We start from the raw sequence: 25,579 nt of genomic DNA, 5'->3' as shown, positions 1-25,579 counted from the left end.
AGTAGTCTTGCGGCCGTGATCGACCTGAAACTGCTCCGGGAAGACCCCGACGTCGTACGCCGATCCCAGCTCAGCCGCGGCGAAGACCCGGCGCTGGTAGATGCCCTGCTCACGGCGGACACGGCCCGCCGGACCGCGATCTCGACCGCGGACTCCTTGCGGGCCGAGCAGAAAGCCGCCAGCAAGGGCGTGGGTGGTGCATCGCCCGAAGAGCGTCCCGCCCTGCTGCAACGGGCCAAGGATCTCGCCGAGCAGGTCAAGGCCGCCGAGGCGACGCAGTCCGAAACCGAGACGGCCTTCACCGCAGCACACATGGCAATACCGAACGTCATCCTCGACGGCGTGCCCGCCGGCGGGGAGGACGACTACGCGGTGCTGGACGTGGTCGGCGAACCCCGCGCGATAGACAATCCGAAAGACCACCTGGAACTCGGCGAATCGCTGGGCCTGATCGACATGGCGCGCGGCGCCAAGGTGGCAGGGTCGCGATTCTATTTCTTGACCGGTCAGGGTGCGTTGTTGCAGCTGGGTCTGTTGCAGCTGGCGCTGCGGCTGGCCGTCGGCAACGGCTTCATCCCGATGATCCCGCCGGTGCTGGTGCGACCGGAGGTGATGGCCGGTACCGGATTCCTCGGCGCCCATGCCGACGAGGTCTATCGGCTCGAGGCCGACGACCTGTACCTGGTGGGCACCTCTGAGGTGCCGATGGCGGGCTATCACGCCGACGAGATCGTGGACCTGTCCGAGGGGCCGTTGCGCTACGCCGGATGGTCGTCATGCTTTCGGCGCGAGGCCGGCAGCTACGGCAAGGACACCCGCGGCATCATCCGGGTGCACCAGTTCGACAAGGTGGAAGGCTTCGTCTACTGCGCCCCCGCCGACGCCGAGGCCGAACATCAACGGCTGCTGGCCTGGCAGCGCGAGATGCTGGCGCAGATCGAGGTCCCCTATCGGGTGATCGACGTGGCGGCCGGCGATCTCGGCGCCTCGGCCGCCCGCAAGTTCGACTGCGAGGCGTGGGTGCCGACCCAGGGCACCTACCGCGAGCTGACCTCCACCTCGAACTGCACCACGTTTCAGGCCCGACGGCTGGCGACGCGCTACCGCGACGCCAACGGCAAACCGCAGATCGCGGCCACGTTGAACGGCACGCTGGGCACGACGCGGTGGTTGGTGTCGATTCTGGAAAACCACCAACAGCCCGACGGCAGCGTGCGGGTTCCCGCGGCCCTGGTTGGGTTCGTGGGCACCGAGGTGCTCGAGCCCAAGGGCTAGACGCCCACCTTGTCGCGAGCCTGTTCGTGGCGGTGCTGGCGTTCGATGGTGGCGAAGTAGAACGCCAGCGCGAAGGCGAAGCTGGTGAACAGGCTGGACACGAAGTACAGCCAGGGCCGGCGCAGACCGCGTCGGTAGCCATCGACGATGGAGAACAGCGGCAGCAGGATCACGTTGGCGATCGTGTAGTCCTGGCTGGCCGAACCGGCGGCCGGGTTGGTGAACATCAGCCGGATGTAGTCCGCCCAGCTACCGGGGCCCCAGATGGGGTTGGTCGCGCCGTGCGAGTACTCCCGGACGAAGCGGATGTTGAAGTACCAGCCCAAGGCGATCGAGGCGATGCCGACCGCGTAGTACACGCATTCCAGCGGGGAGAACCACGCACCTGCGGCCGGCCGGGCATACACCTGAGGGTTCGACGCGATGATCCAGCCGATGACGGCAATTCCGAGAACCGCGTGGACAAGAAGCGACACCATGGGCGCAGTCTCACCCCTATCCCGAAGTTTTGTCAATATTGACATAACTGTCGGGGTCGCGGGTTGGGGTACCTTACTGCCATGGTCAGGCCCGCGCAGACGGTGCGCAGCGAACGCACCCGCGAGGCCCTGCGCCAGGCCGCGGTGGTGCGTTTCCTGGCCCAGGGCGTCGAGGAGACGTCGGCCGAGCAGATCGCCGCCGATGCCGGGGTGTCACTGCGCACGTTCTATCGCCACTTCAGGTCCAAGCACGATCTGCTGTTTGCCGACTACACCGGTTTGCATTGGTTTCGCGCGGCGCTGGACGCCCGCCCCGTCGACGAGACGATCATCGATTCGGTACAGACCGCGATCTTCGCCTTTCCGTATGACGTTGAAGCCGTTGCGAAAATCGCCACCCTGCGCGGTGGAGAGCTGGACCCGAGCCGCATCGTCCGGCACATTCAGGAGGTCCAGGCCGACTTCGCCGAGGTGATCGCGGCTCAGCTGCGACGACGTAGCTGCGCCGCGGCGGGAACGTCGGCGCAAACCCCGGATGCCCGGGTCCGCACCGCGGTGACCGCGCGTTGCATTGCGGCCGCGGTGTTCGGCGCGATGGAAGTGTGGATGCTGGGCGAAGACCGGTCCCTCGGCGAGTTGGCGCGGGTGTGTCAGCTGGCGCTGGAGACGTTGCGGGCCGGGCTCACCGACACCTGGTGCCCCGACCGGCCCCGGACTGTTTCGTCATAATTGACAAAACTTTCGGACCGTGCCAGCCTCCAACTCGGGAGGTCGAGAGCATGGCGGAGTATGACGCGATAGTGATCGGCGCGGGGCACAACGGCCTGACCGCCGCGGTGCTGCTGCAGCGAGCGGGCCTGCGCACCCTCTGCCTGGACGCGAAGCTCTACGCCGGCGGCATGGCCTCCACCGTCGAACTGTTTGACGGCTACCGGTTCGAGATTGCCGGATCGGTGCAGTTCCCGACGGCGGCCGCGGTGATCAGCGAACTCGGCCTGGACACCTTGCCGACTGTGGATCTGGAAGTGATGTCGGTAGCCCTACGCGGCGTGGGCGACGATCCGTTGGTCCAGTACACCGACCCGATGAAGATGTTCGCCCACCTCAACGAGGTGCACGGGGCAGATGCGGTCACCGGGATGGCGGGCCTGCTGGCCTGGAGCCAGGCGCCGACCCGGGCGCTCGGGCGGTTCGAATCCGACACGCTCCCCAAGACCTTCGACCAGATGTATGCGTGCGCCACCAACGAATTCGAGCGATCGGCCATCGACGACATGCTGTTCGGGTCGGTCACCGACGTGCTGGACCGGTACTTTCCGGACCGGGAAAAGCACGCCGCACTACGGGGTTCGATGACGGTCCTTGCCGTCAACACCATCTACCGGGGACCGGCCACGCCGGGTAGCGCCGCCGCGCTTGCCTTCGGTCTGGGTATCCCCGACGGAGACTTCGTGCAGATGAAGAAGCTGAGCGGTGGCATCGGCACACTCACCGCACATCTGTGCCGGCTGTTCGAGCGCGACGGCGGCGAGTTGCGGTTGCGCACCAAGGTCAGCGAGATCCTCGTCGACAACGCCGAGGCCGGAGCGCGGATCAGTGGCGTACGCACCGAGGCGGGCGACATCGTGGCCGCCCCGATCGTGGTGTCCGCGATTGCCCCAGACGTCACGATCAACGACCTGATCGATCCGACGGTGCTGCCCAGCGATGTCCGGGACCGCTACGCGCACATCGACCACCGCGGTAGCTACCTGCAGATGCACTTCGCTCTCGAGGAAGCCCCGGCGTTCGCGCCGCCGTATGAGGCCCTCAACGATCCGGCCATGCAGGCCTCGATCGGCATTTTCTGCACGCCAGAGGAAGTGCAGCAGCAGTGGGAGGACTGCCGCCGCGGGATCGTGCCGGCCGACCCGACCGTCGTGCTGCAGGTACCGTCGGTGCACGACCCCGACCTGGCACCGCCGGGCAAGCACGCCGCATCGGCGTTCGCGATGTGGTTCCCGATCGAGGGCGAACAAGACTCCCATGAGTACGGACAGGCCAAGACCGAAATGGGGCAACGGGTGATCGACAAGGTCACCCGCTTGGCGCCCAACTTCGAGCGCAGCATCATCCGGCACACCACCTTCACTCCCAAGCACATGGGCGTCATGTTCGGAGCGCCCGCTGGCGACTACTGCCACGGCTTGTTGCACCCCGACCAGATAGGTCAGAACCGCCCGGGGCCGAGAGGCTTCATCGGCCAACTGATCCCGATCGCCGGGCTCTACCTGGGCAGCGCGGGATGCCATGGCGGACCGGGAATCACCTTCATCCCCGGTTTCAACGCCGGTCGTGCGGCGCTGGCCGACCGCTAGCGGGTCAGCGCCGGTCGCTGAGCAGTTCGTCGAGCAGCGCGATGAAATCGTCTGGACGCGCCGGGGTGAAGGCCGGTTGCCAACGAGCATCGGGGATGTCGAGGGTGATCAACGTCGACTTGAGCGGCCGGTTCATGTCCATCGGCAGCCAGCGGCGCAGATCCGAGCTGCCCCAGATGCGAAAGCGATGGGTGAGCAGTCCCAGCGATTCGGCACGGTAGCCGCGGATCGTGTCCAGCGCGATGATCTTGGCGGTGCCCGACGGGAAGTGGTAGCGGCGCAACGTCAGCGCGGCGCCATCGAGCTGGACCACGCCGTCGTCGTAGAACCGCATCATTTCCGCGAGCTCCGCAGCTGGTGACCGCGGGTGGTGAGGCAGCGGCCGTCCTCCAGGCGCCACTGCCACCCGTGCAGGTTGCAGGTCAACGTATCGTCTTCTACCACACCGAACTTCGATAGGTCGGCTTTGAGGTGAGGGCAGCGGCGCTGAATCTCCCAGCCGTCCAGAGTGATTGAAGCGGAGTCGTCGTGAGTCTCGGCGAACCAGCCGTCGGCGTAGGCGATCCGCTCGTCGGTGAGGCACTTGAAGAACGTGTACAGGTATTCGTTGTAGCCACCCACTCGCCAGGCCTGGAAGCGGGTGGACAAGAAGATGGTGTTGACCCAGTCGGGTTCTTGATCGCGCAGTACCGTGCGCACCAGCTCCGGCGCTATGGCAAACCCGTAGCGGAACTTCTCGTTGGGAATCGGCTCGCGCACCGCCCTTTTCGGAAAGTCCAGTACGACGGTTTCGGCGCCGATGACCAGTTCCACGGGGTAACCGATACCGTCGCAGATCTCATTGCTCTGCAACATGATCGGCTCGAACAGTGCGCGCAACGGCTCGAGTAGCGGCTCGCCGTCGGCGGGGGCCCAACTCGCCCGTTCGGCGGCGATCACCGGAGCCATCCGGTCGGCGTAATCGGCGATGTAGGCGGACTTTCCGGTGGTGAAGATGGCCTCGACGTCTTCGGTGGGCAGCGGGTGGCTCAGCGAATTCAGGGTCGATCCGGTGAAATCCGCGATCGATCCGGGAATCATCAGCAAACCGCGATCATGGCCGTGGATGCGCATCTGGTCCAGGAAGACCATCTGGTCGGGGAAGATGTTGGCCGGATCGCTGCGGTCGTCGTTGAGCTCGCGCAGCTCGGGGTCCAGAAAACACGGTGGCCCCGCCGACGGCACCACCCAGGTCGCGTCCACCTGCGCGACGTACTGGCGCGCCCGGTCCATCCCGCGCTGTCGCTTCTGGGTGCCGAACGCCTCCTTGGCCCTGGCCGGCATGTCGTAGACCATCGGGTACCAGATCGCGCCGGAGTACTGCAGCAGGTGCACATCGACGTGGCCGAACTCCGATGCCAGCATGTCCAGCTCGATCGGTCGTGCGTCATTCATATTGAAGGCGGTGGTCTCGCCGTCGGAAACCACTAGCGCGGAGTCACCGATCGGACCGTCGGCCGGCGCCCGCAGCGCGATGATCATGATGTCGAGATCGCCGCGGGGCCCGCTGAGCCGGTGCTTGACCGAGTCGGTGGTTTCGAAGAACCGGTGAAATCCCAGCTTCTCGAGCTCATTTCGCAGATCCGGCACGGGGAAGTCCGGGAGCAGCACCACCGCGTCTTTGTTGACGTGCGAACGCAAGTTCTCGGCGTCGAAGTGATCCTTGTGCAGATGCGAGACATATAGGTAGTCGCAGTCGCCGATGGCGTCCCAGTCCAGTGCGCTGTTGTCCGGAAACGGGAACCAAGAAGCAAAGTAGGCCGGGTTGACCCAGGGGTCGCACAGAATGCTGCCGGACTGGGTCTGAATCAGAAAGCCGGCGTGGCCGACGCTTGTGACCTGCACAAATACCTTCCTGCAACAGCTACTGCTGACGCATGTTCGGCGCCAAATGCAGCATCGAGCTTAGCTTGAGTCGAGATCCTCGGCCCCCCACAGCCGCCGGTAGTAATCGATTCGCCGTGGGTCCGGCGCCACTCCGTAGGCGGCGAAGAACTTCGCCTCCCAACCGTGGCCGGGAAAGTTCCACTGCAACGACAACGTTGCTACCGCCAGGTCAGCCCATCGATCGGCCACGCCCAGCGTGCCGAGGTCGACGTGGCCGCAACAGTTGCCGTCCTCGGCGATCAGGGTGTTGGGTGCACACGCGTCGCCGTGGCAGACCACCAACCGATCGATCGGGGGCGGGGCGCCGACATTAGCCCGGCCCGCCGCGGTCAGCCGCGCCAGCCGGCTTTGCGCAGACCAGTCGAATGGGCACGCTCGGACCGGCAAGCGCTCGTGCAGTGTGCGCAACCCCACACCGATCGCCCGCACGGCGACATCGGGTGCGGCCACCCAGCGGGGGTGCACGGCCGAGACGCCGGGTAGCCCCGCGGTGCGTAGCCACGCCCAGTCTTGCTCGACCCCGAAGTCCAGCACCGCCGGCACGGTGAGGTGTGCTGACGCCCAGCGCAAGCGTTGCGCCTCGGCGGTGAAGTCGAAGACGCCGGTTCTGGCCACCTTGATGAACTCGGCGCCGGGGCCCACCCGGAAGGTCACACCGCCCAGTTCGTTGGCCCAGACGGCTTGCACGGGGCGCCCGGCGGCAAGCCGCCGGACAACCGGGGGCACCGCGGGAGGTGCGGCGGGGAAGGACAAAGCACTCCTCTTTCGGACTTCAAATTCGCCACTTCAACCGACCGCCGGCCGGGAGCACTAGGCTTGACTGCTGTGGAACCGGTATACGGGACGGTCATTCAGCTTGCCCGCTTGACGTGGCGAATCCAGGGGCTCCGCATCACCGTGACTGGTGTGGAGAACATACCCGTCCAGGGTGGTGCGGTCATCGCAATCAACCACACCGGATACCTCGACTTCACCTTCGGCGGGTTGCCGGCCTACCAGCAGCGGCTGGGGCGCAAGGTGCGGTTCATGGCCAAGCAGGAGGTCTTCGACCAGAAGATCACCGGTCCCATCATGCGCAAGCTGCGACACATCCCGGTGGACCGGGCCGACGGCGCCGCGTCCTATGACGCTGCGGTCCGCCTGCTCAAGGCCGGTGAGCTGGTCGGGGTCTATCCGGAGGCAACGATCAGCCGAAGTTTCGAAATCAAAGAATTCAAGTCCGGCGCCGCGCGGATGGTGCTCGAAGCTGGGGTGCCGATCGTCCCCCACATCGTCTGGGGCGCCCAGCGGATCTGGACCAAAGGCCACAAGAAGAAGCTGTTCCGCCCGAAAGTGCCGATCGTGGTGGTCGTCGGCGAACCGATCGAACCCACGCTGCCGACCGCGGAGCTGAGCAATCTGCTGCACTCCCGGATGCAGCACCTGCTCGACCAAGCGCAGGAGCAGTACGGGCCGCATCCGTCCGGCGAGTTCTGGGTGCCGCGCCGGCTGGGCGGCAGCGCGCCATCGCTGGCCGAGGCGGCGCGGCTGGATGCGCAGGAGGCGGCGGAGCGGGCCGCTCGCCGTGCCCAACGCGCCCATCCCGCGGGAGCGCCGGAGCAGTAGCCCATGGCGGAGCCGACCTACCGGACCCTCGAGATCCTGGCCAAGTTGCTGGTGCTGGCCACGGGGACCCGGATCACCTATGTCGGCGTCGTGAATGTGCCAGAGCGGGGCGGCGCGGTGATCGCGATCAATCACACCAGCTATGTCGACTGGCTTCCGGCCGCGCTGGCCATGAATCGGCGGCACCGTCGCATGAGGTTCATGATCAAGGCCGAAATGCAACGAGTGAAGGTGGTCAACTTCCTGATCAAGCGCACTCGGACCATTCCGGTGGATCGCGGCGCGGGTGCGGGCGCCTACGCCCTAGCGGTGCAGCGCCTTCGCGAAGGGGAGCTGGTCGGCGTCTACCCAGAGGCGACGATCAGCCGGAGCTTCGAGCTCAAGGAGTTCAAGACCGGGGCCGCGCGGATGGCGCTGGACGCAGACGTGCCGATTGTGCCGGTTATTGTTTGGGGTGCTCAGCGGATCTGGACCAAGGGCCAGCCCAGGCACATCGGACGCGCCAAGGTTCCGATCGTCGTGCAGGTTGGCCCGCGTTTACCGGCTGCCGGTGACATTGCGCAGACCGACGCCGCCCTGCGCCAAGCGATGACCACGCTGCTGCAGGAGGCGCAACGGAGCTACCCGCAGCCAGCAGGGGAGTACTGGGTGCCGCGCCGGCTTGGCGGCACCGCGCCGACTCCGGCCGAGGCAGCTCGGCTGGACGCTGACGAGGCTGCCGCCAGGGCCGCCGGCCGGACACCGCATCAATCGCGGTAGCGGCGGCTGAAGAACAGAAGGAGGAACCGAAGGATGGCAGAGCCATTCTTCCGAATGATGGAAGTGCTTGTTCCGTCGATCGTTGCGGCTAACGGAAACAAGATCACCTACTACGGGTTGGAGAACATCCCCGACCGGGGCGGCGCGTTGATCGCCCTCAACCACACCAGCTATGTGGACTGGGTCCCCGCCTCCATTGCCGCCAAGGAACGCAAACGTCGGCTGCGGTTCATGATCAAGGCCGAGATGCAGGAGGTGAGGTCGGTCAACTATGTGATCAAGCACGCCCAGCTGATTCCCGTTGACCGCGCCGAGGGCGCCAATGCCTATGGGGTCGCCGTCCAACGACTGCGTGAGGGTGAACTGGTCGGGGTACACCCCGAGGCGACGATCAGCCGCAGCCTCGAACTACGGGAATTCAAGACCGGGGCGGCCCGGATGGCGCTCGAGGCTCAGGTACCGATAGTCCCGATGATCGTCTGGGGCGCGCAGCGGATTTGGCCGAAGGGTCACCCCAAGAATCTGTTCCGCAACAAGGTTCCGATCAGTGTGGCCATTGGCCCCGGGCTACCGCCGGCGGGCGATCCGACGGAACTCAACGCCACGCTGCGGCAAGCGATGGAATCGATGCTGCACTGGGTGCAGGAGCAGTACCCTCACCCCGAAGGGGAATTCTGGGTGCCACAGCGGCTGGGTGGCGGCGCGCCAAGTCCGGAGCAGTCCAGCCAATTCCGCATCGCGGAGTTGGCCGAACGCGCCCGCAAGCGTGGATATGACGGCGTTACCTCACGCAGTTCCAGCAAAGGCGGACCACACTGACCACACCGGAGAGCCGGCCGGCGCTCATCGCCTGCGACGTCGACGGCACCTTGCTAAACGATGATGAACACGTCTCCGGGCGCACCCGTGATGCGGTGCGCGCCGCGGTTGCCGGTGGCGCGACCTTCATCCTGGCCACCGGCCGGCCGCCGCGCTGGGTACGGCCGGTCGTCGAAGAACTCGGGTTCGCGCCGATGGCGGTGTGCGCCAATGGCGCCGTCATCTACGATCCCGCGACCGACCGGGTGGTGTCGGCGCACACCCTCTCGGTTGAGGCGCTGGCCACGTTGGCGGAGGTTTCCAGTCGGGTAATTCCCGGGTCTGGGTTGGCGGTCGAGCGAATCGGCGAGCGAGCCCACGACACGGCGACCCCACAGTTCGTCAGTTCGCCCGGCTACGAGCACGCCTGGCTCAACCCGGACAACACCGAGGTGTCGATCGAAAACCTGCTCAGCGCCCCGGCGATCAAGCTGCTGATCCGCAAGGCCGGTGCCGCCAGCGCGGACATGGCGGCCGAACTGGCCAAGCACGTGGGCATCGAGGGCGACATCACCTACTCGACCAACAACGGGCTGGTCGAAATCGTGCCGCTGGGCATCAGCAAGGCCACCGGTGTGCGCGACGTCGCGGCGCCCTTGGGCATTGCCGATACGGACGTGGTGGCGTTCGGCGATATGCCCAACGATGTGCCGATGCTGTTGCGGGCCGGTTTGGGTGTGGCGATGGGCAATGCCCATCCCGACGCGTTGGCCGCCGCGAACGAGGTCACCGCCCCCAACAGTGAGGACGGTGTCGCCAAGGTGCTCGAGCGCTGGTGGTTCTGAGCGCGTCGCCGCGCCTCAGGGAATGATCGGGTGGATTGGTAGCGAGAAGTGCTCGGGTGGCACCATCGGCCCGCTCGGGGGTTTGGTCGCCAGCGGTGTGGTGATCCCGTTGACGACCTCGGAGACGTTGCCGGTGAGCCGTTGGAAATTCAACACACCGTGCTGGAAGTTCTGCGTGATCCGCAGCGGCTCCTGTATCTCGGCGCTGGTCGGCAATCCGAGCGGGCCGCGTTCGTAGCTCAGCGAGGCCCACGCGTCATAGATCGCGCCGGTCACTGGTTGGGCACCGGTGGTCGGTGACCAGTACATCGCGCCCTTGGCGAAGGTGGCGTAGCGCGCGCCATCGGCCCCGTCCGCTTCCGGAGATGTCGGTGCCCCCAGCACGCTGTTCATCGCGCCCAGCTCCTGCCAGCGCTGATAGATCGCGCCGCCCTCCAAGGACTTGAGCAGCTCCTCCGGCGGATCGTTGAAATGGGATGCGATTTCGCGGATCTCGTCCATCAGGGCATAGGCGGCGTTGCCGGGACAATCGGTGTTGCCGACGTCGCGATGGGTGAAGATGGCCGGCAGTTTCGCGATGGCGCCGCCGGGAACGGTGGTGTAGGAACTGCCCGTGGACTCCAGCTCCACCATGCTCTTGGGGTCGACTTCGGCGATGCCCAGCCGCCACCCCAGCAGTCGTCCGACGGCACGGATCTGCAGCGGCGTGGGCGCGACGTCATCGAAATTGCCGATCATCGCGACACCCCAGGTGTCACGGTTGAATCCGCCGGTGTGGAACCCTTCGACCGGTTTGGTGAGCCCGCCGGCACTGCCCTCGAAGATCTGACCGTACTTGTCGACCAGCGCGTTGTAGGCGATGTCGCACCAGCCCAGCGTCTTGCTGTGATACGTGTAGATCGCCTTGACGATGCCCGCCGATTCCAACGGGGAATAGTCGTTGCTGCCCGCGGTGTGATGGACCACCGCGGCGCGTACCGCCCGGTCGTATTCCGGGCTCTCACAGCGCAACGCTTCGTCCGCTCCCCAATCCGCGCGGCTGATGATGGGGGGCGCTTGGCCAGGCATGGTGACTCCGGTGGGCGGGGTCCAGTGGGTGCCGGCCGGGGCCTGCGGCGGGGAGATGAGCACCGCCGAAATGTTCTGCCCGAACGGCAGCTCCTTGGTGGCCGGACGGTAACCAAGGTCAACGGGCTCGGGTTCGCCGGTGGGCGGCGGCTGAGTCACCGGGGCGTCGATCGGGCGGGTGACCGCGATCTCGACCGTGTTGGTGGTGCCCACGAATACCGGTTCGGTGCTACGCGGTCGCTCCGAGGTCCCGGCCGTTGCCGGTGCCCCGCCTTGCTCGTCGGGCGCGGCGGTTTCGTACTCCGCCTGGTACCACGGTCCCCACGAACCGTCCGACTGCCTGGCCCGCATCCGTGCCGAGGTGCCGACCAGATCCCCGGTCAGCGCCACTAGGGAGAACGGCTCGTCCTGGGTGAGTTCGCGCACCGTGACGCCGCCGCCGAGGCCGACCAGCGGCTGCTCGACCAGCCGGGTGTCCTGAGCCGACGGCTGCTCGTGGGTGCTGGGAGGGGGACGGGTCAGCACCCACGAGACGATGACGACCGTCGCCGCGATGGCGGTGAGCAGCATGGTCGGTGCGCGACTGCGGGACGGCACCAAAGGGATGTTACTTGTGTGTCTGATGTTTCTTGTGAGGCGACACGGGTAATGGGCCGAAAACCTGTCGACGACACCGCAGAGGATAAGTAGCTGGGGGGTGGGTTCGGGTCCAGCGTGACTCTGCGGTGTCGTCAGGTGACAGGTTCTGAGGCCTTTCGCTAGGTGCCGATTAGATCGGCGGTACCGCGGCTGCGGCAGCCGCCGCGGCCGGTGCGACTGCCGCAGGTGCGGCCGCCGCGGGTGCCGCTGCCGCGGCGGGTAGTTCGGGAACCGCCGCTGCGGCCGCCGGCGCGGCTGCGCCGCCGTTTTGGACGGCCTGCATGATCGAAGGCATCAGCACGCCCTTGAGCAGGTCGATGGCCTGGCCTGCGCCCAGCTGGTTGGCGGCCTGCATCACGTCGTTGAGGATTCCGCCGCCGCCGGTGCTGCTGCCCAGGCCGCTGCCGCCCAGGGAGGAGGTCCCCGGCCCGTATCCCAGGCTGGGGTCACCCAGGATCGGATAGGTGCCGTCCATCCCGGGGTCCAGGCCGACCGGCGTCGTGATGGGAATCTCGTTGGTGCCACCAAGTGCCGGGTCCAGGCCAGTCGGACTGGTCAAGCCGGGTGCCAAGCCGGTCGGGCTGGTCAACGCCGGATTGGTGAGTGCGGGGTTGACGGCGGCGCCCGGTGTCGGGGGCAGCGTCGTGCCCGGCAGGGCCAAGTCTCCCGGCATTCCCGGCGTCAGACCCGGGGTGGTCAGGCCTGGGCTGGTGAGACCCGGGCTGGTCAGCCCTGGGCTGGTCAAGCCGGGGCTGGTCAACCCCGGGCTGGTCAACCCCGGGCTGGTCAGGCCCGGGCTCATGCCGGTGCCGGTACCGCCGGTGAGGCTGGGCACTGGAGGCAGATTGATCCCGAACGAGGACAAACCCTGCGACAGCGCGGTCATCAGCTCGGTGGGCAGGTCGGCCACGCTGGCCGCCCGCACAAACTCGTGGTGCTCGGTCGGCTTGGTCTCGGTGGTCGATTCGTAGACAAGAAAGTATGCACATGGACTCGCAACTGCCAGGGCGGCGACCGCGCTCATGGCTGTCGAGAGCTTGCGTCGGCGTCGATTCGGCACGGAAGTCTCCTCAATCTGGACTATGTGTTGCGTCGGTTCGCGCCGGCTGTCCTCGGCGGCTCGAACCCACACGCTCGATGGTACGAGTGAGGTTGGTGAGACTAGTGTGGTTATATCGAATCGTGAGGCAATCGCTACCTAAGGTGGCATCTTCGGCCCATCGGGGTCATCGGACCCGCTTTAGACCTGCTTAGGGCCTGCTTGGGTTGTCGAAACCCGGTGCAACCCTGACCTTGTCGTCCTGCCAAATCGGGTTTTCGCAGGAAGGTCGGATACCCTAGGCAACCGATGACCGCACGCTTTGACCTCTTCGTCGTCGGCTCCGGATTTTTCGGCCTGACGATCGCCGAGCGCGTGGCTACCCAACTCGGCAAGCGTGTCCTGGTTGTCGAGCGGCGCCCGCACATCGGCGGTAATGCATATTCCGAACCCGAGCCGCAGACCGGTATCGAAGTCCACAAGTACGGTGCGCACCTGTTTCACACCTCCAATAAGAAGGTGTGGGACTACGTGGGGCAGTTCACCGACTTCACCGACTATCGCCACCGGGTGTTCGCGATGCACAACGGGCAGGCCTATCAGTTCCCGATGGGGCTGGGTCTGGTCTCGCAGTTCTTCGGCAAGTACTTCAGTCCCGCCGAAGCGCGCCAACTCATCGCCGAGCAGGCCGCCGAGATTGATACCGCCGACGCCCAGAATCTCGAGGAGAAAGCCATCTCCCTGATCGGGCGCCCGCTGTATGAGGCCTTCGTCAAGGGGTACACCGCCAAACAGTGGCAGACCGACCCGAAGCAGCTGCCGGCGGCGAACATCACCCGCCTGCCGGTGCGCTACACCTTCGACAACCGGTACTTCAGTGACACCTACGAGGGATTGCCCGTCGACGGCTACACCGCGTGGTTGCAGAACATGGCCGCCGACGACCGCATCGAGATCCGGCTCGACACCGACTGGTTCGACGTCCGCGACGAGTTGCGCGCGGCCAACCCCGAGGCTCCTGTCGTATACACCGGCCCGCTAGACCGCTACTTCGACTACGCCGAAGGCCGGCTGGGCTGGCGCACCCTGGACTTCGACGTGGAAGTGCTGCCGATCGGAGACTTCCAGGGCACGTCGGTGATGAACTACAACGATCTCGACGTCCCCTACACCCGCATCCACGAATTCCGCCACTTCCATCCCGAGCGCGAATACCCGTCGGACCAGACGGTGATCATGCGCGAGTATTCCCGGTTCGCCGAAGACGAGGACGAGCCCTACTATCCGATCAACACCGAGGCCGACCGCGCCCTGTTGGCCGCCTACCGGACCCGGGCGAAGTCCGAGACCGCGTCATCGAAGGTTCTGTTCGGCGGGCGCTTGGGCACCTATCAATATCTGGATATGCATATGGCCATTGCCAGCGCTTTGAGCATGTATGACAACGTCCTCGCGCCGCACCTGCGCGACGGTAGACCGCTGGCGGAACCGCCGGCCGAGGAGAGTGCGCGCGGATGAGTGCCGTAAGCCTTTTGTCCCGAGTCATCCTGCCGCGTCCGGGCGAACCGCTCGACGTGCGCAAACTGTACCTCGAGGAGTCGACCACCAACGCTCGGCGCGCGCATGCGACCAGCCGGACTTCGCTGCAGATCGGTCCGGAATCCGAGGTCTCCTTCGCCACCTACTTCAATGCGTTTCCGGCCAGCTACTGGCGACGCTGGTCGATCTGTAAGTCCGTGGTGCTGCGCGTCGAGTTGTCCGGTGCCGGGCGCGTCGACGTCTACCGGACCAAGGCCACCGGAGCGCGCATCTTCGTCGAAGGGCGCGCATTTGCCGGTGATGAGGACAAGCCGGCGGTGCTCGAGATCGAGGTGGCGCTGACGCCGTTTGAAGACGGCGGCTGGATCTGGTTCGACATCACCACCGACACCGCGGTGACCTTGCTCAACGCGGGCTGGTACGCGGCCGAGCCCGCGCCGGGAACGGCCAACATCGCGGTCGGCATCCCGACGTTCAACCGCCCCGCGGACTGTGCCAACGCGTTGCGCGAACTCACCGCGGACCCCTTGGTGGACGAGGTCGTCGGCGCGGTGATCGTGCCGGACCAAGGCACCCGCAAAGTGCGCGATCACCCGGACTTCCCGGCCGCCGCGGCCCGCTTGGGCGACCGGCTCTCCATCCATGACCAGCCCAACCTGGGCGGTTCCGGTGGCTACAGCAGGGTCATGTACGAGGCGCTGAAGAACACCGACTGCCAGCAGATCCTGTTCATGGATGACGACATCCGCATCGAGCCGGACTCGATCCTGCGGGTGCTGGCGATGCACCGCTTCGCCAAGAGCCCGATGCTGGTGGGTGGGCAGATGCTCAACCTGCAGGAGCCGTCACACCTGCACATCATGGGCGAAGTGGTGAACCGGGCGAACTTCATGTGGACCGCGGCCTCGCACGCCGAGTATGACCACGACTTCGCCGAATACCCGTTGAACGACAACGAAGACAAGAGCAAGCTGCTGCACCGGCGCATCGACGTCGACTACAACGGCTGGTGGACCTGCATGATCCCGCGGCAGGTGGCCGAGGAGCTGGGCCAGCCACTGCCGTTGTTCATCAAATGGGACGACGCGGACTACGGGCTACGGGCCGCCGAACACGGTTACCCCACCGTCACCCTGCCGGGGGCGGCGGTGTGGCACATGGCCTGGAGCGACAAGGACGATGCCATCGACTGGCAGGCCTATTTCCATCTGCGCAACCGGCTGGTGGTCGCGGCCATGCACTGGGATGGTGACGTCACCGGACTGGTCCGCAGTCACCTCAAGGCGACGCTGAAACACCTCGCTTGCCTCGAGTATTCGACGGTGGAGATCCAGAACAAGGCCATCGACGACTTCCTCGCCGGCCCCGAACACATCTTCTCGATCCTGGAATCGGCGCTGCCGGAAGTGCACCGCATTCGCAAGTCCTACCCGGATGCGGTGGTGCTGCCCGCGGCCAGTGAGCTGCCCCCGCCATTGCACAAGAACATCGTGAACAAGCCCCCCACCAACCCGGTGACGATCGGCTACCGGTTGGCCCGCGGCATCTTGCACAACCTCAAGACGGCCGACCCGGCCCACCATGGCCGCCCGGAATTCAACGTGCCGACCCAAGACGCCCGCTGGTTCCGGCTGTGCACGGTCGACGGCGTCACCGTGACGACGGCCGACGGGTGTGGCGTGGTCTATCGGCAGCGCGACCGGGCCAAGATGCTCTCACTGCTGTGGCAGTCGCTGCGCCGTCAGCGGGAGCTGTCCAAGCGATTCGACGAGATGCGCAGGACCTACCGCAACGCGTTGCCGGTGCTGTCGAGCAAGCAGAAATGGGAGACGGCGCTGCTGCCGGCGACGAGCCACGAGCCCGAGCATGCCTGAACCGGCGCCACCGCGCGGTGAAGCCGCGGCGATCGTCGTGGTTCAGTCGGCACTGGCTGATCGCCCCGGGGTGCTGGGCACGGCGCGCGGGCTCTCCCACTTCGGCGAGCACAGCGTGGGCTGGCTGCTGGTGTCGGCGCTGGGCGCGCTGCTGTTCCCGAGCCGGCGCCGGGAGTGGGTGGTCGCGGGGGCCGGCACCTTCGTCGCGCACGCCGCCGCCGTGGTGATCAAGCGGGTGGTGCGGCGCAAACGGCCCCATGACCCGGCCGTGACGGTCAACGTCGGCACGCCCAGCAAGCTGAGTTTCCCGTCCGCGCACGCCACCTCGACGGCCGCCGCGGCCATCCTGCTCAGCAGGGCGGCCGGGGTGCCCGAAGCTGCGGGCGTGGCGGTGTTGGTGCCGCCGATGGCCCTGTCTCGAATACTGCTGGGGGTGCACTATCCCAGCGACGTGGCCGCCGGCATCGCCGTGGGTGCCAGCGTCGCGGCCATCGCCGCGCGACTCGACAAGGTCTCGACAAAAGGTATGTCGCTATGAGCGAAGACGTGGTGACCGGACCCCCGACCAACCTGGTGGCCGGTGTGGTCAAGGCGATGCGCCCACGTCAGTGGGTGAAGAACGTGCTCGTGCTGGCCGCCCCGCTGGCCGCGGCGGGCCGCGGGGTCCGGTACGGCTACGCGGAAGTGCTGTTCGAGGTCTTGGTGGCCTTCGTGGTGTTCAGCCTGGCCGCCTCGGCCATCTATCTGATCAACGACGTGCGAGACGTCGAGGCGGATCGGGAGCACCCCACCAAGAGGTTTCGCCCCATCGCCGCCGGCGTGGTGCCCGAATGGCTGGCGTACACGTTGGCGGTGGCGCTGGGTGTGACGTCACTGGGGCTGGCCTGGTGGTTGACCCCGAGCCTGGCCGTGGTGATGGTCGTTTACCTCGCCATGCAGTTGGGCTACTGCTTCGGCCTCAAGCATCAAGCGGTGATCGACATCTGCGTCGTGTCATCGGCGTATTTGATCCGCGCCATCGCCGGCGGCGCGGCCACCGACATCCGGCTGTCGCAGTGGTTCTTGCTGACGGCGGCGTTCGGGTCGCTTTTCATGGTGGCCGGCAAGCGTTACGCCGAGCTGCAGCTCGCCGAGCGCACCGGTGCGGCGATCCGCAAGTCGCTGGAAAGCTATACGAGTACCTATCTGCGGTTCGTCTGGACGTTGTCGGCCACCGCCGTGGTGGTGTGTTACGGGCTGTGGGCGTTCGAGCGGGACAACTACTCGGGATCCTGGTTCGCGGCGTCGATGGTGCCGTTCACCATCGCCATCCTGCGCTACGCGGTCGATGTCGACGGGGGGTTGGCCGGGGAGCCCGAGGAGATCGCCCTGCGGGACCGGGTGTTGCAGCTGTTGGCGCTGGCGTGGATAGGAACAGTTGGGGCCGCCGTTGCCTTCGGCTAGCTCCAGACTCAAGGCCCTGCAGGCCGGTGCGCTGGCACGGCGGCCAGTACTGCGGCCAATCAGGTGGCCGGCGTTTCCGTATGACCCCTGGGTCCGGATCAGCCTGTGGATCGGTGTGGCGATCATTGCGCTGCTGTTCGGGTGGGGAGCCTGGCAACGACGCTGGATCGCCGATGACGGACTCATCGTGCTGCGCACGGTGCGCAATCTGTTGGCCGGCAACGGGCCGGTGTTCAACATGGGCGAACGGGTGGAGGCCAACACCTCGACGGTGTGGACCTATCTGCTCTACGCGGCGAGCTGGGTCGGCGGACCGATGCGGCTCGAGTACGTCGCGCTGGCGGTAGCGCTGACGCTGTCGGTGCTGGGTGTGGTGCTGCTCATGCTGGGCGCCGGCCGGCTGTATGCGCCGAGCCTGCGCGGCCGTCGGGCGATCATGTTGCCCGCGGGGGCGCTGGTCTACATCGCGGTACCCCCGGCGCGTGACTTCGCGACGTCCGGCCTGGAAAGCGGTCTGGTGCTGGCCTACCTGGGACTGCTGTGGTGGATGATGGTCTGCTGGTCGCAGCCGCTGCGGGGTCGCTCGGACCACCCGGTCTTCATCGGCCTGCTGGCCTTCGTCGCCGGATGCAGTGTGCTGGTGCGCCCGGAGCTGGCGCTGATCGGTGGGCTGGCCCTGATCATGATGTTGATCGCGGCCCGCAGTTGGCGTCGTCGCGGGTTGATCGTGCTCGCCGGTGGGTTGCTGCCGGTGGCCTACCAGATCTTCCGGATGGGCTACTACGGCTTGCTGGTTCCCGGCACCGCGCTGGCCAAAGACGCCGCGGGGGACAAATGGTCGCAGGGCATGGTCTACCTGACGAACTTCAACCGGCCGTATGCGCTTTGGCTGCCGCTGGTGCTGGTGGTGCCGCTGGGAGTGGTTGTGATGTTCGCGCGGCGGCGGCCCGCGTTCCTGCGCCCGGTGCTGGCACCCGATTACGGACGGTTTGCCCGGGCGGTGCAGAGCCCGACCGCGGTGGTGGTCTTCATGGTCGGCAGTGGCGTACTGCAGGCGCTGTACTGGATTCGCCAGGGTGGCGACTTCATGCATGGCCGGGTGCTGTTGGCGCCGCTGTTCTGCGTGCTGGCGCCCGTCGCCGTCATTCCCCTGGTCGTGCCCGATGGCAAGGACTATTCGCGTGAGACCGGCTACTGGGTGGCCGGTGCCGTCAGCGTGCTGTGGTTGGGCGTTGCGGGCTGGTCACTGTGGGCGGCGAATTCGCCGGGGATGGGTGACGACGCCACCCACGTCAGCTATTCGGGGATCGTCGATGAGCGCCGTTTCTACGCTCAGGCCACCGGACACGCGCACCCGCTGACGGCCGCCGACTACCTCGACTACCCGCGGATGGCCGCCATTCTGACGGCGCTCAACAACACCCCGGAAGGGGCGTTGCTGTTGCCGTCGGGCAATTACACCCAGTGGGATCTGGTGCCGATGATCAAGCCCGGATCGGCCCCCGGCATCCCGGCCAGCGAAAAGCCGCAGCACACGGTGTTTTTCACCAACTTGGGCATGGTTGGCATGAACGTCGGGCTCGACGTCCGGGTGCTGGACCAGATCGGTCTGGCAAACCCGCTGGCCGCGCACACCGAGCGGCTCGAGCATGGCCGTATCGGCCACGACAAGAACCTGTTCCCGGACTGGGTGATCGCCGACGGTCCGTGGGTGAAGTGGTATCCGGGTGTCCCCGCCTACCTCGATCAGCAGTGGGTCGCGCAGGCCGAGGCCGCCCTGCGATGCCCCGCCACCCAGGCGGTGCTGAACTCGGTGCGGGCACCGATGAGCCTGCACCGGTTCGTGTCCAACGTGGTGCACTCGTTTGAGTTCACCCGGTACCGGATCAACCGGGTGCCGCTGTATGAGCTGGTCAGGTGTGGCCTCGAGGTGCCCGACGTCCCGCCCGCCCCGCCTCGGGAATGAGCGAGTAGGTAGTGGCGCCGGACCGTTTTGGGGGTGCCGCTGCGCGGCGCAATATTCGGTTTGGTAAATATTTGGGTCGGATTCGATCGCACCGCACGCCGGGGCTGACCCTGGTTTGATCGGATACTGACAGAAACATCACATTTGATCTGTCGCCCGCGCGCACGGAACCGCGGACACGTGCGAAAACGCAACGTTACGGTGGCGGGCGGGTCCGAAAATTCGGTCCGGATCCCCGCTGGGTAACGAACTGCGCGCCGTCCTCGATGAGAGGATCGGCCCAAAGATGTGGTTGACTACACGGGCACTGCGGCCCAGCGCGCGCAGTCTGACCTAGTTGAGGATGCGCCCGATCTAACCGGATGCGCCTAAATGAATGAGGATGAGGAAGCAAGGATGAAGCTTGTTGACAGGTTTCGTGGCGCCGTGACGGGTACGCCGCGCCGACTCATGGTGGGAGCCGTTGGCGCGGCCCTGCTATCGGGTCTGGTCGGCTTCGTCGGCGGCTCGGCGACCGCGAGTGCATTTTCGCGGCCGGGCCTGCCGGTGGAATACCTGCAGGTGCCCTCGGCGGCGATGGGCCGCAACATCAAGGTCCAGTTCCAAAGCGGTGGCGCCAACTCTCCGGCGCTGTACCTGCTGGACGGCATGCGTGCGCAGGACGACTTCAGCGGTTGGGACATCAACACCCCCGCGTTCGAGTGGTACTACCAGTCGGGCATCTCGGTCGCCATGCCGGTCGGTGGCCAGTCCAGCTTCTACTCGGACTGGTACAACCCGGCTTGCGGTAAGGCTGGCTGCACCACTTACAAGTGGGAGACCTTCCTGACCAGCGAGCTGCCGCAGTACCTGTCGGCCAACAAGGGTGTCAAGCCCACCGGCAGCGGCGTGGTTGGTCTGTCGATGGCGGGATCGTCGGCCCTGATCCTGGCTGCCTACCACCCCGACCAGTTCGTGTACTCCGGCTCGCTGTCGGCACTGCTGGACCCGTCGCAGGGTATGGGCCCGTCGCTGATCGGCCTGGCCATGGGTGACGCGGGCGGCTACAAGGCTTCCGACATGTGGGGCCCGAAGGATGACCCGGCCTGGGCGCGTAACGACCCGATGCTGCAGGTCGGCAAGCTGGTTGCCAACAACACCCGGATCTGGGTGTACTGCGGTAACGGCAAGCCGTCCGACCTGGGTGGCGACAACCTGCCCGCGAAGTTCCTGGAGGGCTTCGTCCGGACCAGCAACATGAAGTTCCAGGCCGCGTACAACGCTGCCGGTGGCCACAACGCCGTGTGGAACTTCGATGACAACGGCACGCACAGCTGGGAGTACTGGGGTGCGCAGCTCAACGCTATGAAGCCTGACCTGCAGCACACGCTGGGTGCGACACCCAACACCGGTGACACCCAGGGCGCCTAGTACCAAGCGCTCGGCGTACTAACAAAACAGCGATTAACGGCGGCGGCCCTCAGGGGTCGCCGCCGTTAATCATTTCTGGCGTTATCTCCCCTTTATCCGGTCGTAGCCGGTGTGGTTAGCTACGTGCGGGCCGAGCCTTGCTGTGAGCACGCAGCGATACACGATGGAGGTGGACATGAGGGGTGTGTCAGTGGTGATACGGCTGCTCTGCGTTGCCGTGCTGTCAGTCACGTTGGGCGGTATCACGGTGGCCACGGGATCCACCGGAAAGGCCAACGCCGCTCCGTACGAGACCCTGATGGTCCCCTCGGGCGCAATGGGCCGAGACATCCCGGTGGCTTTCCTGGCCGGCGGGCCGCACGCGGCCTACCTTCTCGACGCCTTCAACGCCGGCCCCGATGTCAGCAACTGGGTCACCGCGGGTAACGCGATGAACACCCTCGGCGGCAAAGGAATCTCGGTGGTCGCGCCGGCGGGCGGCGCGTTCAGCATGTACACCGACTGGGAACAGGACGGCAGCAAGCAGTGGGACACCTTCCTCTCCAGTGAGCTGCCCGATTGGCTGGCCGCCAACAAGGGCCTGGCGCCCGGCGGCCACGCCGCGGTCGGTGCGTCTCAGGGCGGCTACGGCGCGATGGCGCTGGCCGCATTCCACCCCGACCGGTTCGGTTTCGCCGGATCGCTGTCCGGGTTCTTGTACCCGTCGAGCACCACCACCAACGGGGCGATCCTGGCCGGGATGCAGCAATTCGGCGGAGTGGACGGCAACGGCATGTGGGGTGCCCCACAGTTGGGCCGGTGGAAGTGGCACGACCCGTGGGTCCACGCCGCCCTGCTGGCGCAGAACAACACCCGAGTGTGGGTGTGGAGTCCGACCAACCCGGGCGCCAGTGACCCCGCGGCCATGATCGGCCAGGCCGGTGCGGCAATGGGCGACAGCCGGTCGTTCTACCAGCAGTATCGCAACGTCGGCGGGCACAACGGCCACTTTGATTTCCCGGGCGGCGGCGACAACGGCTGGGGCTCGTGGTCAGCGCAGCTGGGTGCGATGTCTGGTGATATCGTCGGCGCAATCCGCTAGCCGGCCGGCGCACGACCTCGGCTGACGGCGCTGCCCCGAAACCCGCTGTATCTGTCAGCCGGGAAGTAACCCCGTGGTGAGCCGGTACCGTGTATGGAGTGCAGCTAAGGGCGGTACCGCCGCGTCGATACGCGGTGCGGGTGAGTTCGGGTGGCTCGGGTGGTGAGCGGGCGCGACACCGCCGCCCCCAGCACCTGTACCCACACTGATAAGTACCGACCCTGCAGCAGGAGAACATGGCCACGAACTCCCGGCGGAGACGCCGACACCGGATCCTTGCCTGGGTCGCCGCGGGTGCGATGGCATCGGTGGTGGCGTTGGTCATCGTGGCCGGGGTGATCCTGCTGCGCCATTCCGAAACTCCGCCGAGCGCGGTACCGCCGGGCATCTTGACTCCGGCGCCCACCACCCCCCACCCGCGCAAGCCCCGGCCGGCATTCCAGGATGCGTCGTGCCCCGACGTGCAGTTGATCGCGGTTCCGGGCACCTGGGAGTCATCGCCCCAGGATGACCCGCTCAACCCGCTGACGTTCCCCAAAGCGTTGCTGCTGAAGGTGACCGGGCCGATCTCCACGGACTTCCCCGAATCCCGGGTGCAGACCTACACGGTTCCCTACACCGCGCAGTTCCACAATCCGTTGAGTGCCGACGGCCAGATGTCCTATAACGACAGCCGGGCCGAAGGCACCCGCGCGATGGTCGCGGAAATGACGGACATGAACAACAGGTGCCCCCTGACCAGCTACGTACTGGTCGGGTTTTCTCAGGGCGCAGTGATCGCCGGCGACGTGGCCAGCGATATCGGCAACGGCCGCGGACCCGTCGACGAAGACTTGGTGCTGGGTGTGACGCTGATCGCCGACGGGCGCCGGCAGCCCGGGGTGGGCAACGACATCCCGCCGAGCCCGCCGGGCGAAGGCGCCGAAATCACCCTGCACGAGGTGCCGGTGCTGTCCGGGCTCGGATTGACCATGACCGGCCCCCGGCCCGGCGGATTCGGTGCGCTCGATGACCGGACCAACGAGATCTGCGCCGAGGGCGACCTGATCTGCGCCGCCCCGCAAGAAGCTTTCAGCCCCGCCAACCTGCCGACCACCCTGAACACCCTGGCCGGCGGAGCGGGTCAGCCGGTTCACGCGATGTATGCCACCCCGGACTTCTGGAGCTCCGATGGGGAGCCGGCTACCGAGTGGACGCTGAACTGGGCCCATGAACTCATCGACAAGGCACCGCATCCCAAACACGGGTGATCGAGTCCCGGTAGTAGCGATCGGCGACCGCCGACGGGCCTCGCCAGGGGGACACAGCGACTCGCTCGCGATGGCGGGCGCAAACAGCGGTACCTTGTGATTTGGTCTGTCGCGCCCCGCCCCTTAACATTAAGAGAAATTTAAGAGCATGTGGAAGGCCGCATCGGGTCGAAGCTGGCACCGTCGCGCGAGCTGTGGCTCGCGCGCGCCGCTCGAGGGCTGGTCCGCGCACAGATGTAAAACGTCGGCCCAGCCGACCGAAATGTAACCCCGTCGGCGTAGCCGACTGAGCAGTGTTGTGACAGGAGAGGGCCCCATGGCGTACCACAACCCGTTCATCGTGAATGGAAAGATCAGGTTCCCGGAGAACACGAACCTGGTTCGTCACGTCGAGAAATGGGCACGGGTTCGTGGCGACAAGCTGGCCTACCGCTTCTTGGACTTCTCCACCGAGCGCGACGGTGTCGAGCGCGACATCTTGTGGTCGGAGTTCAGCGCCCGCAACCGCGCCGTCGGTGCGCGGCTGCAGCAGGTGACTCAGCCGGGTGACCGCATCGCGATCCTGTGCCCGCAGAACCTGGACTACCTCATCTCGTTCTTCGGTGCGCTCTACTCCGGCCGGATCGCGGTGCCGCTGTTCGACCCGGCCGAGCCGGGCCACGTCGGCCGCCTGCACGCCGTGCTCGACGACTGCACGCCGTCGACCATCCTGACCACCACCGACTCCGCCGAGGGCGTGCGGAAGTTCATCCGCAGCCGGTCGGCCAAAGAGCGGCCCCGAGTGATCGCGGTCGACGCGGTGCCAACCGAGGTCGCCTCCACCTGGCAGCAACCCGAAGCCAACGAGTTGACCACCGCCTACCTGCAGTACACCTCCGGCTCCACCCGCGTCCCCTCTGGCGTGCAGATCACCCACCTGAACCTGCCCACCAACGTGCTGCAGGTGCTCAACGCGCTGGAAGGCCAGGAAGGTGACCGCGGGGTCAGCTGGCTGCCGTTCTTCCACGACATGGGCCTGATCACGGTGCTGTTGGCGTCGGTGCTCGGGCACAGCTTCACCTTCATGACGCCGGCCGCGTTCGTGCGCCGGCCCGGGCGCTGGATCCGTGAGCTTGCCCGCAAGCCGGGCGAGACCGGCGGCACCTTCTCGGCCGCGCCGAACTTTGCGTTCGAGCACGCCGCGATGCGCGGTGTGCCCCGCGACGACGAACCGCCACTGGACCTGAGCAACGTCAAGGGCATCCTGAACGGCAGCGAGCCGGTGTCGCCGGCTTCGATGCGCAAGTTCTTCAAGGCGTTCGAGCCCTACGGCCTGCGCGAGACCGCGGTCAAGCCGTCCTACGGCTTGGCCGAGGCCACCCTGTTCGTCTCCACCACACCGATGGACGAGGTGCCGACGGTCATCCACGTCGACCGCGACGAGCTGAACAAGCAGCGCTTCGTCGAGGTGGCCGCCGACGCGCCAAACGCCGTCGCGCAGGTTTCGGCGGGCAAGGTCGGTGTCGATGAATGGGCGGTCATCGTCGACACCGAGACGGCCAGTGAGCTCCCGGACGGCCAGATCGGTGAGATCTGGTTGCACGGCAACAACCTGGGTATCGGCTACTGGGGCAAGGAAGAAGAGTCCGCCCAGACCTTCCGTAACATCCTCAAGTCGCGGGTTCCCGAGTCGCATGCCGAGGGCGCTCCCGACGATGGCTTGTGGGTGCGCACCGGCGACTACGGGACCTACTTCAAGGGCCACCTCTACATCGCCGGCCGGATCAAGGACCTGGTCATCATCGACGGTCGCAACCACTACCCGCAGGACCTCGAATACACGGCGCAAGAGTCCACCAAGGCGCTGCGGGTCGGGTACGTCGCGGCCTTCTCCGTACCGGCCAACCAATTGCCGCAGAAGGTCTTCGAGGACCCGCATGCCGGACTGAGCTTCGACCCCGAGGACACCTCCGAGCAGTTGGTGATCGTCGGCGAACGCGCCGCGGGTACCCACAAGCTCGAATACCAGCCGATCGCCGATGACATCCGGGCGGCCGTCGCCGTCGGTCACGGAGTGACGGTACGGGACGTGCTGCTGGTGTCGGCCGGGACCATTCCTCGGACTTCGAGTGGCAAGATCGGCCGCCGCGCCTGCCGCACCGCCTACATCGACGGCAGCCTGCGCAGCGGCGTCGGCTCCCCGACAGTCTTCGCCACCGGATCGTAAGCAAGCGTAAGCAAAGGTAG

Annotated in this window: 22 protein-coding genes; 16 read left to right on the top strand and 6 right to left on the bottom strand. The window is 66.4% G+C overall.

Annotation, left to right across the window (positions count from 1 at the left end; translation table 11 throughout):
* The first annotated feature begins 15 nt into the window (after positions 1-15).
* The gene (gene serS, locus CCUG20998_RS26905; protein WP_020731086.1) at positions 16-1,275 is read left to right on the top strand and encodes a serine--tRNA ligase; all 1,260 of its coding nucleotides are present in this window, start codon (positions 16-18) and stop codon (positions 1,273-1,275) included.
* Here the strand turns inward: serS and CCUG20998_RS26900 are convergent.
* The gene (locus CCUG20998_RS26900) at positions 1,272-1,754 is read right to left on the bottom strand and encodes a DUF2834 domain-containing protein (RefSeq protein ID WP_020731085.1); all 483 of its coding nucleotides are present in this window, start codon (positions 1,752-1,754) and stop codon (positions 1,272-1,274) included. The genes serS and CCUG20998_RS26900 overlap by 4 nt on opposite strands.
* An 81-nt stretch (positions 1,755-1,835) precedes the next feature.
* Between CCUG20998_RS26900 and CCUG20998_RS26895 the strand changes: the two genes are divergently transcribed.
* Together CCUG20998_RS26895 and CCUG20998_RS26890 are read left to right on the top strand one after the other, a co-directional pair.
* The gene (locus CCUG20998_RS26895) at positions 1,836-2,483 is read left to right on the top strand and encodes a TetR/AcrR family transcriptional regulator (RefSeq protein ID WP_020731084.1); all 648 of its coding nucleotides are present in this window, start codon (positions 1,836-1,838) and stop codon (positions 2,481-2,483) included.
* A gap of 50 nt (positions 2,484-2,533) precedes the next feature.
* The gene (locus CCUG20998_RS26890) at positions 2,534-4,111 is read left to right on the top strand and encodes a phytoene desaturase family protein (RefSeq protein ID WP_020731083.1); all 1,578 of its coding nucleotides are present in this window, start codon (positions 2,534-2,536) and stop codon (positions 4,109-4,111) included.
* 4 nt (positions 4,112-4,115) lie between these two features.
* On the opposite strand, the gene CCUG20998_RS26885 is transcribed toward CCUG20998_RS26890, so the two are convergent.
* Genes CCUG20998_RS26885 through CCUG20998_RS26875 form a run of 3 tightly spaced genes read right to left on the bottom strand, consistent with a single transcriptional unit; the run spans position 4,116 to position 6,790 of the window.
* A complete protein-coding gene (locus tag CCUG20998_RS26885; protein ID WP_015357650.1) occupies positions 4,116-4,448 on the bottom strand; it encodes a hypothetical protein in 333 nt (110 codons plus the stop codon).
* Complete coding sequence (locus tag CCUG20998_RS26880; protein WP_020731082.1) at positions 4,445-5,995, bottom strand: MBL fold metallo-hydrolase; 1,551 nt, start codon at positions 5,993-5,995, stop codon at positions 4,445-4,447. Before CCUG20998_RS26880 ends, CCUG20998_RS26885 begins: the two co-directional genes overlap by 4 nt.
* A 60-nt stretch (positions 5,996-6,055) precedes the next feature.
* The gene (locus tag CCUG20998_RS26875; protein WP_012396881.1) at positions 6,056-6,790 is read right to left on the bottom strand and encodes an aminoglycoside phosphotransferase APH(3'); all 735 of its coding nucleotides are present in this window, start codon (positions 6,788-6,790) and stop codon (positions 6,056-6,058) included.
* A 72-nt stretch (positions 6,791-6,862) separates the two neighbouring features.
* Here CCUG20998_RS26875 and CCUG20998_RS26870 point away from each other — a divergent pair, with 72 nt between their 5' ends.
* Genes CCUG20998_RS26870 through CCUG20998_RS26855 form a run of 4 tightly spaced genes read left to right on the top strand, consistent with a single transcriptional unit; the run spans position 6,863 to position 10,044 of the window.
* A complete protein-coding gene (locus tag CCUG20998_RS26870) occupies positions 6,863-7,642 on the top strand; it encodes a lysophospholipid acyltransferase family protein (protein ID WP_103653974.1) in 780 nt (259 codons plus the stop codon).
* A 3-nt stretch (positions 7,643-7,645) separates the two neighbouring features.
* Positions 7,646-8,401, top strand: a complete 756-nt coding sequence (locus CCUG20998_RS26865; protein ID WP_020731079.1) for a lysophospholipid acyltransferase family protein — start codon at positions 7,646-7,648, stop codon at positions 8,399-8,401.
* Positions 8,402-8,434: 33 nt separating this feature from the next.
* Entirely contained in the window at positions 8,435-9,220 is a 786-nt protein-coding gene (locus CCUG20998_RS26860; RefSeq protein ID WP_020731078.1) for a lysophospholipid acyltransferase family protein, read from the top strand.
* Entirely contained in the window at positions 9,217-10,044 is an 828-nt protein-coding gene (locus tag CCUG20998_RS26855; RefSeq protein WP_051173406.1) for a Cof-type HAD-IIB family hydrolase, read from the top strand. The genes CCUG20998_RS26860 and CCUG20998_RS26855 overlap by 4 nt, the downstream gene beginning before the upstream one ends.
* A 15-nt stretch (positions 10,045-10,059) precedes the next feature.
* On the opposite strand, the gene CCUG20998_RS26850 is transcribed toward CCUG20998_RS26855, so the two are convergent.
* The gene (locus CCUG20998_RS26850) at positions 10,060-11,709 is read right to left on the bottom strand and encodes an LGFP repeat-containing protein (RefSeq protein WP_181005689.1); all 1,650 of its coding nucleotides are present in this window, start codon (positions 11,707-11,709) and stop codon (positions 10,060-10,062) included.
* Positions 11,710-11,881: 172 nt separating this feature from the next.
* Positions 11,882-12,811, bottom strand: coding sequence for an exported repetitive protein (locus CCUG20998_RS26845; RefSeq protein ID WP_038581843.1), 930 nt, complete (start codon positions 12,809-12,811; stop codon positions 11,882-11,884).
* A 288-nt stretch (positions 12,812-13,099) separates the two neighbouring features.
* On the opposite strand from CCUG20998_RS26845, the gene glf reads away from it, so the two are divergent.
* The 9 genes from glf (at position 13,100) to fadD32 (ending at position 25,559) form a co-directional block, all read left to right on the top strand.
* Positions 13,100-14,308, top strand: coding sequence for a UDP-galactopyranose mutase (glf, locus tag CCUG20998_RS26840; protein WP_020731075.1), 1,209 nt, complete (start codon positions 13,100-13,102; stop codon positions 14,306-14,308).
* The gene (locus tag CCUG20998_RS26835; RefSeq protein ID WP_012396873.1) at positions 14,305-16,203 is read left to right on the top strand and encodes a glycosyltransferase; all 1,899 of its coding nucleotides are present in this window, start codon (positions 14,305-14,307) and stop codon (positions 16,201-16,203) included. Before glf ends, CCUG20998_RS26835 begins: the two co-directional genes overlap by 4 nt.
* Complete coding sequence (locus CCUG20998_RS26830) at positions 16,196-16,741, top strand: phosphatase PAP2 family protein (protein WP_020731074.1); 546 nt, start codon at positions 16,196-16,198, stop codon at positions 16,739-16,741. Before CCUG20998_RS26835 ends, CCUG20998_RS26830 begins: the two co-directional genes overlap by 8 nt.
* Positions 16,738-17,646, top strand: coding sequence for a decaprenyl-phosphate phosphoribosyltransferase (locus CCUG20998_RS26825; protein ID WP_020731073.1), 909 nt, complete (start codon positions 16,738-16,740; stop codon positions 17,644-17,646). Before CCUG20998_RS26830 ends, CCUG20998_RS26825 begins: the two co-directional genes overlap by 4 nt.
* Positions 17,633-19,612 carry a terminal beta-(1->2)-arabinofuranosyltransferase gene (aftB, locus tag CCUG20998_RS26820; protein ID WP_373145749.1) on the top strand — a complete coding sequence of 660 codons (1,980 nt, stop codon included), beginning with the start codon at positions 17,633-17,635 and terminating at the stop codon, positions 19,610-19,612. Before CCUG20998_RS26825 ends, aftB begins: the two co-directional genes overlap by 14 nt.
* A gap of 396 nt (positions 19,613-20,008) precedes the next feature.
* A complete protein-coding gene (gene ag85A, locus CCUG20998_RS26815) occupies positions 20,009-21,022 on the top strand; it encodes a diacylglycerol acyltransferase/mycolyltransferase Ag85A (protein ID WP_012396870.1) in 1,014 nt (337 codons plus the stop codon).
* Positions 21,023-21,197: 175 nt separating this feature from the next.
* The gene (locus tag CCUG20998_RS26810) at positions 21,198-22,103 is read left to right on the top strand and encodes an esterase family protein (RefSeq protein WP_012396869.1); all 906 of its coding nucleotides are present in this window, start codon (positions 21,198-21,200) and stop codon (positions 22,101-22,103) included.
* Positions 22,104-22,339: 236 nt separating this feature from the next.
* On the top strand, positions 22,340-23,353 hold the full coding sequence (gene culp6, locus CCUG20998_RS26805) for a carboxylesterase Culp6 (RefSeq protein WP_011742454.1): 1,014 nt from the start codon (positions 22,340-22,342) through the stop codon (positions 23,351-23,353).
* Positions 23,354-23,669: 316 nt separating this feature from the next.
* Entirely contained in the window at positions 23,670-25,559 is a 1,890-nt protein-coding gene (fadD32, locus tag CCUG20998_RS26795) for a long-chain-fatty-acid--AMP ligase FadD32 (protein WP_020731069.1), read from the top strand.
* Positions 25,560-25,579 lie beyond the last annotated feature (20 nt).

The sequence above is a fragment of the Mycobacterium marinum genome (genome assembly GCF_003391395.1).
Lineage (GTDB): Bacteria > Actinomycetota > Actinomycetes > Mycobacteriales > Mycobacteriaceae > Mycobacterium > Mycobacterium marinum.
This window is presented reverse-complemented; position numbering and strand designations above follow the sequence as displayed.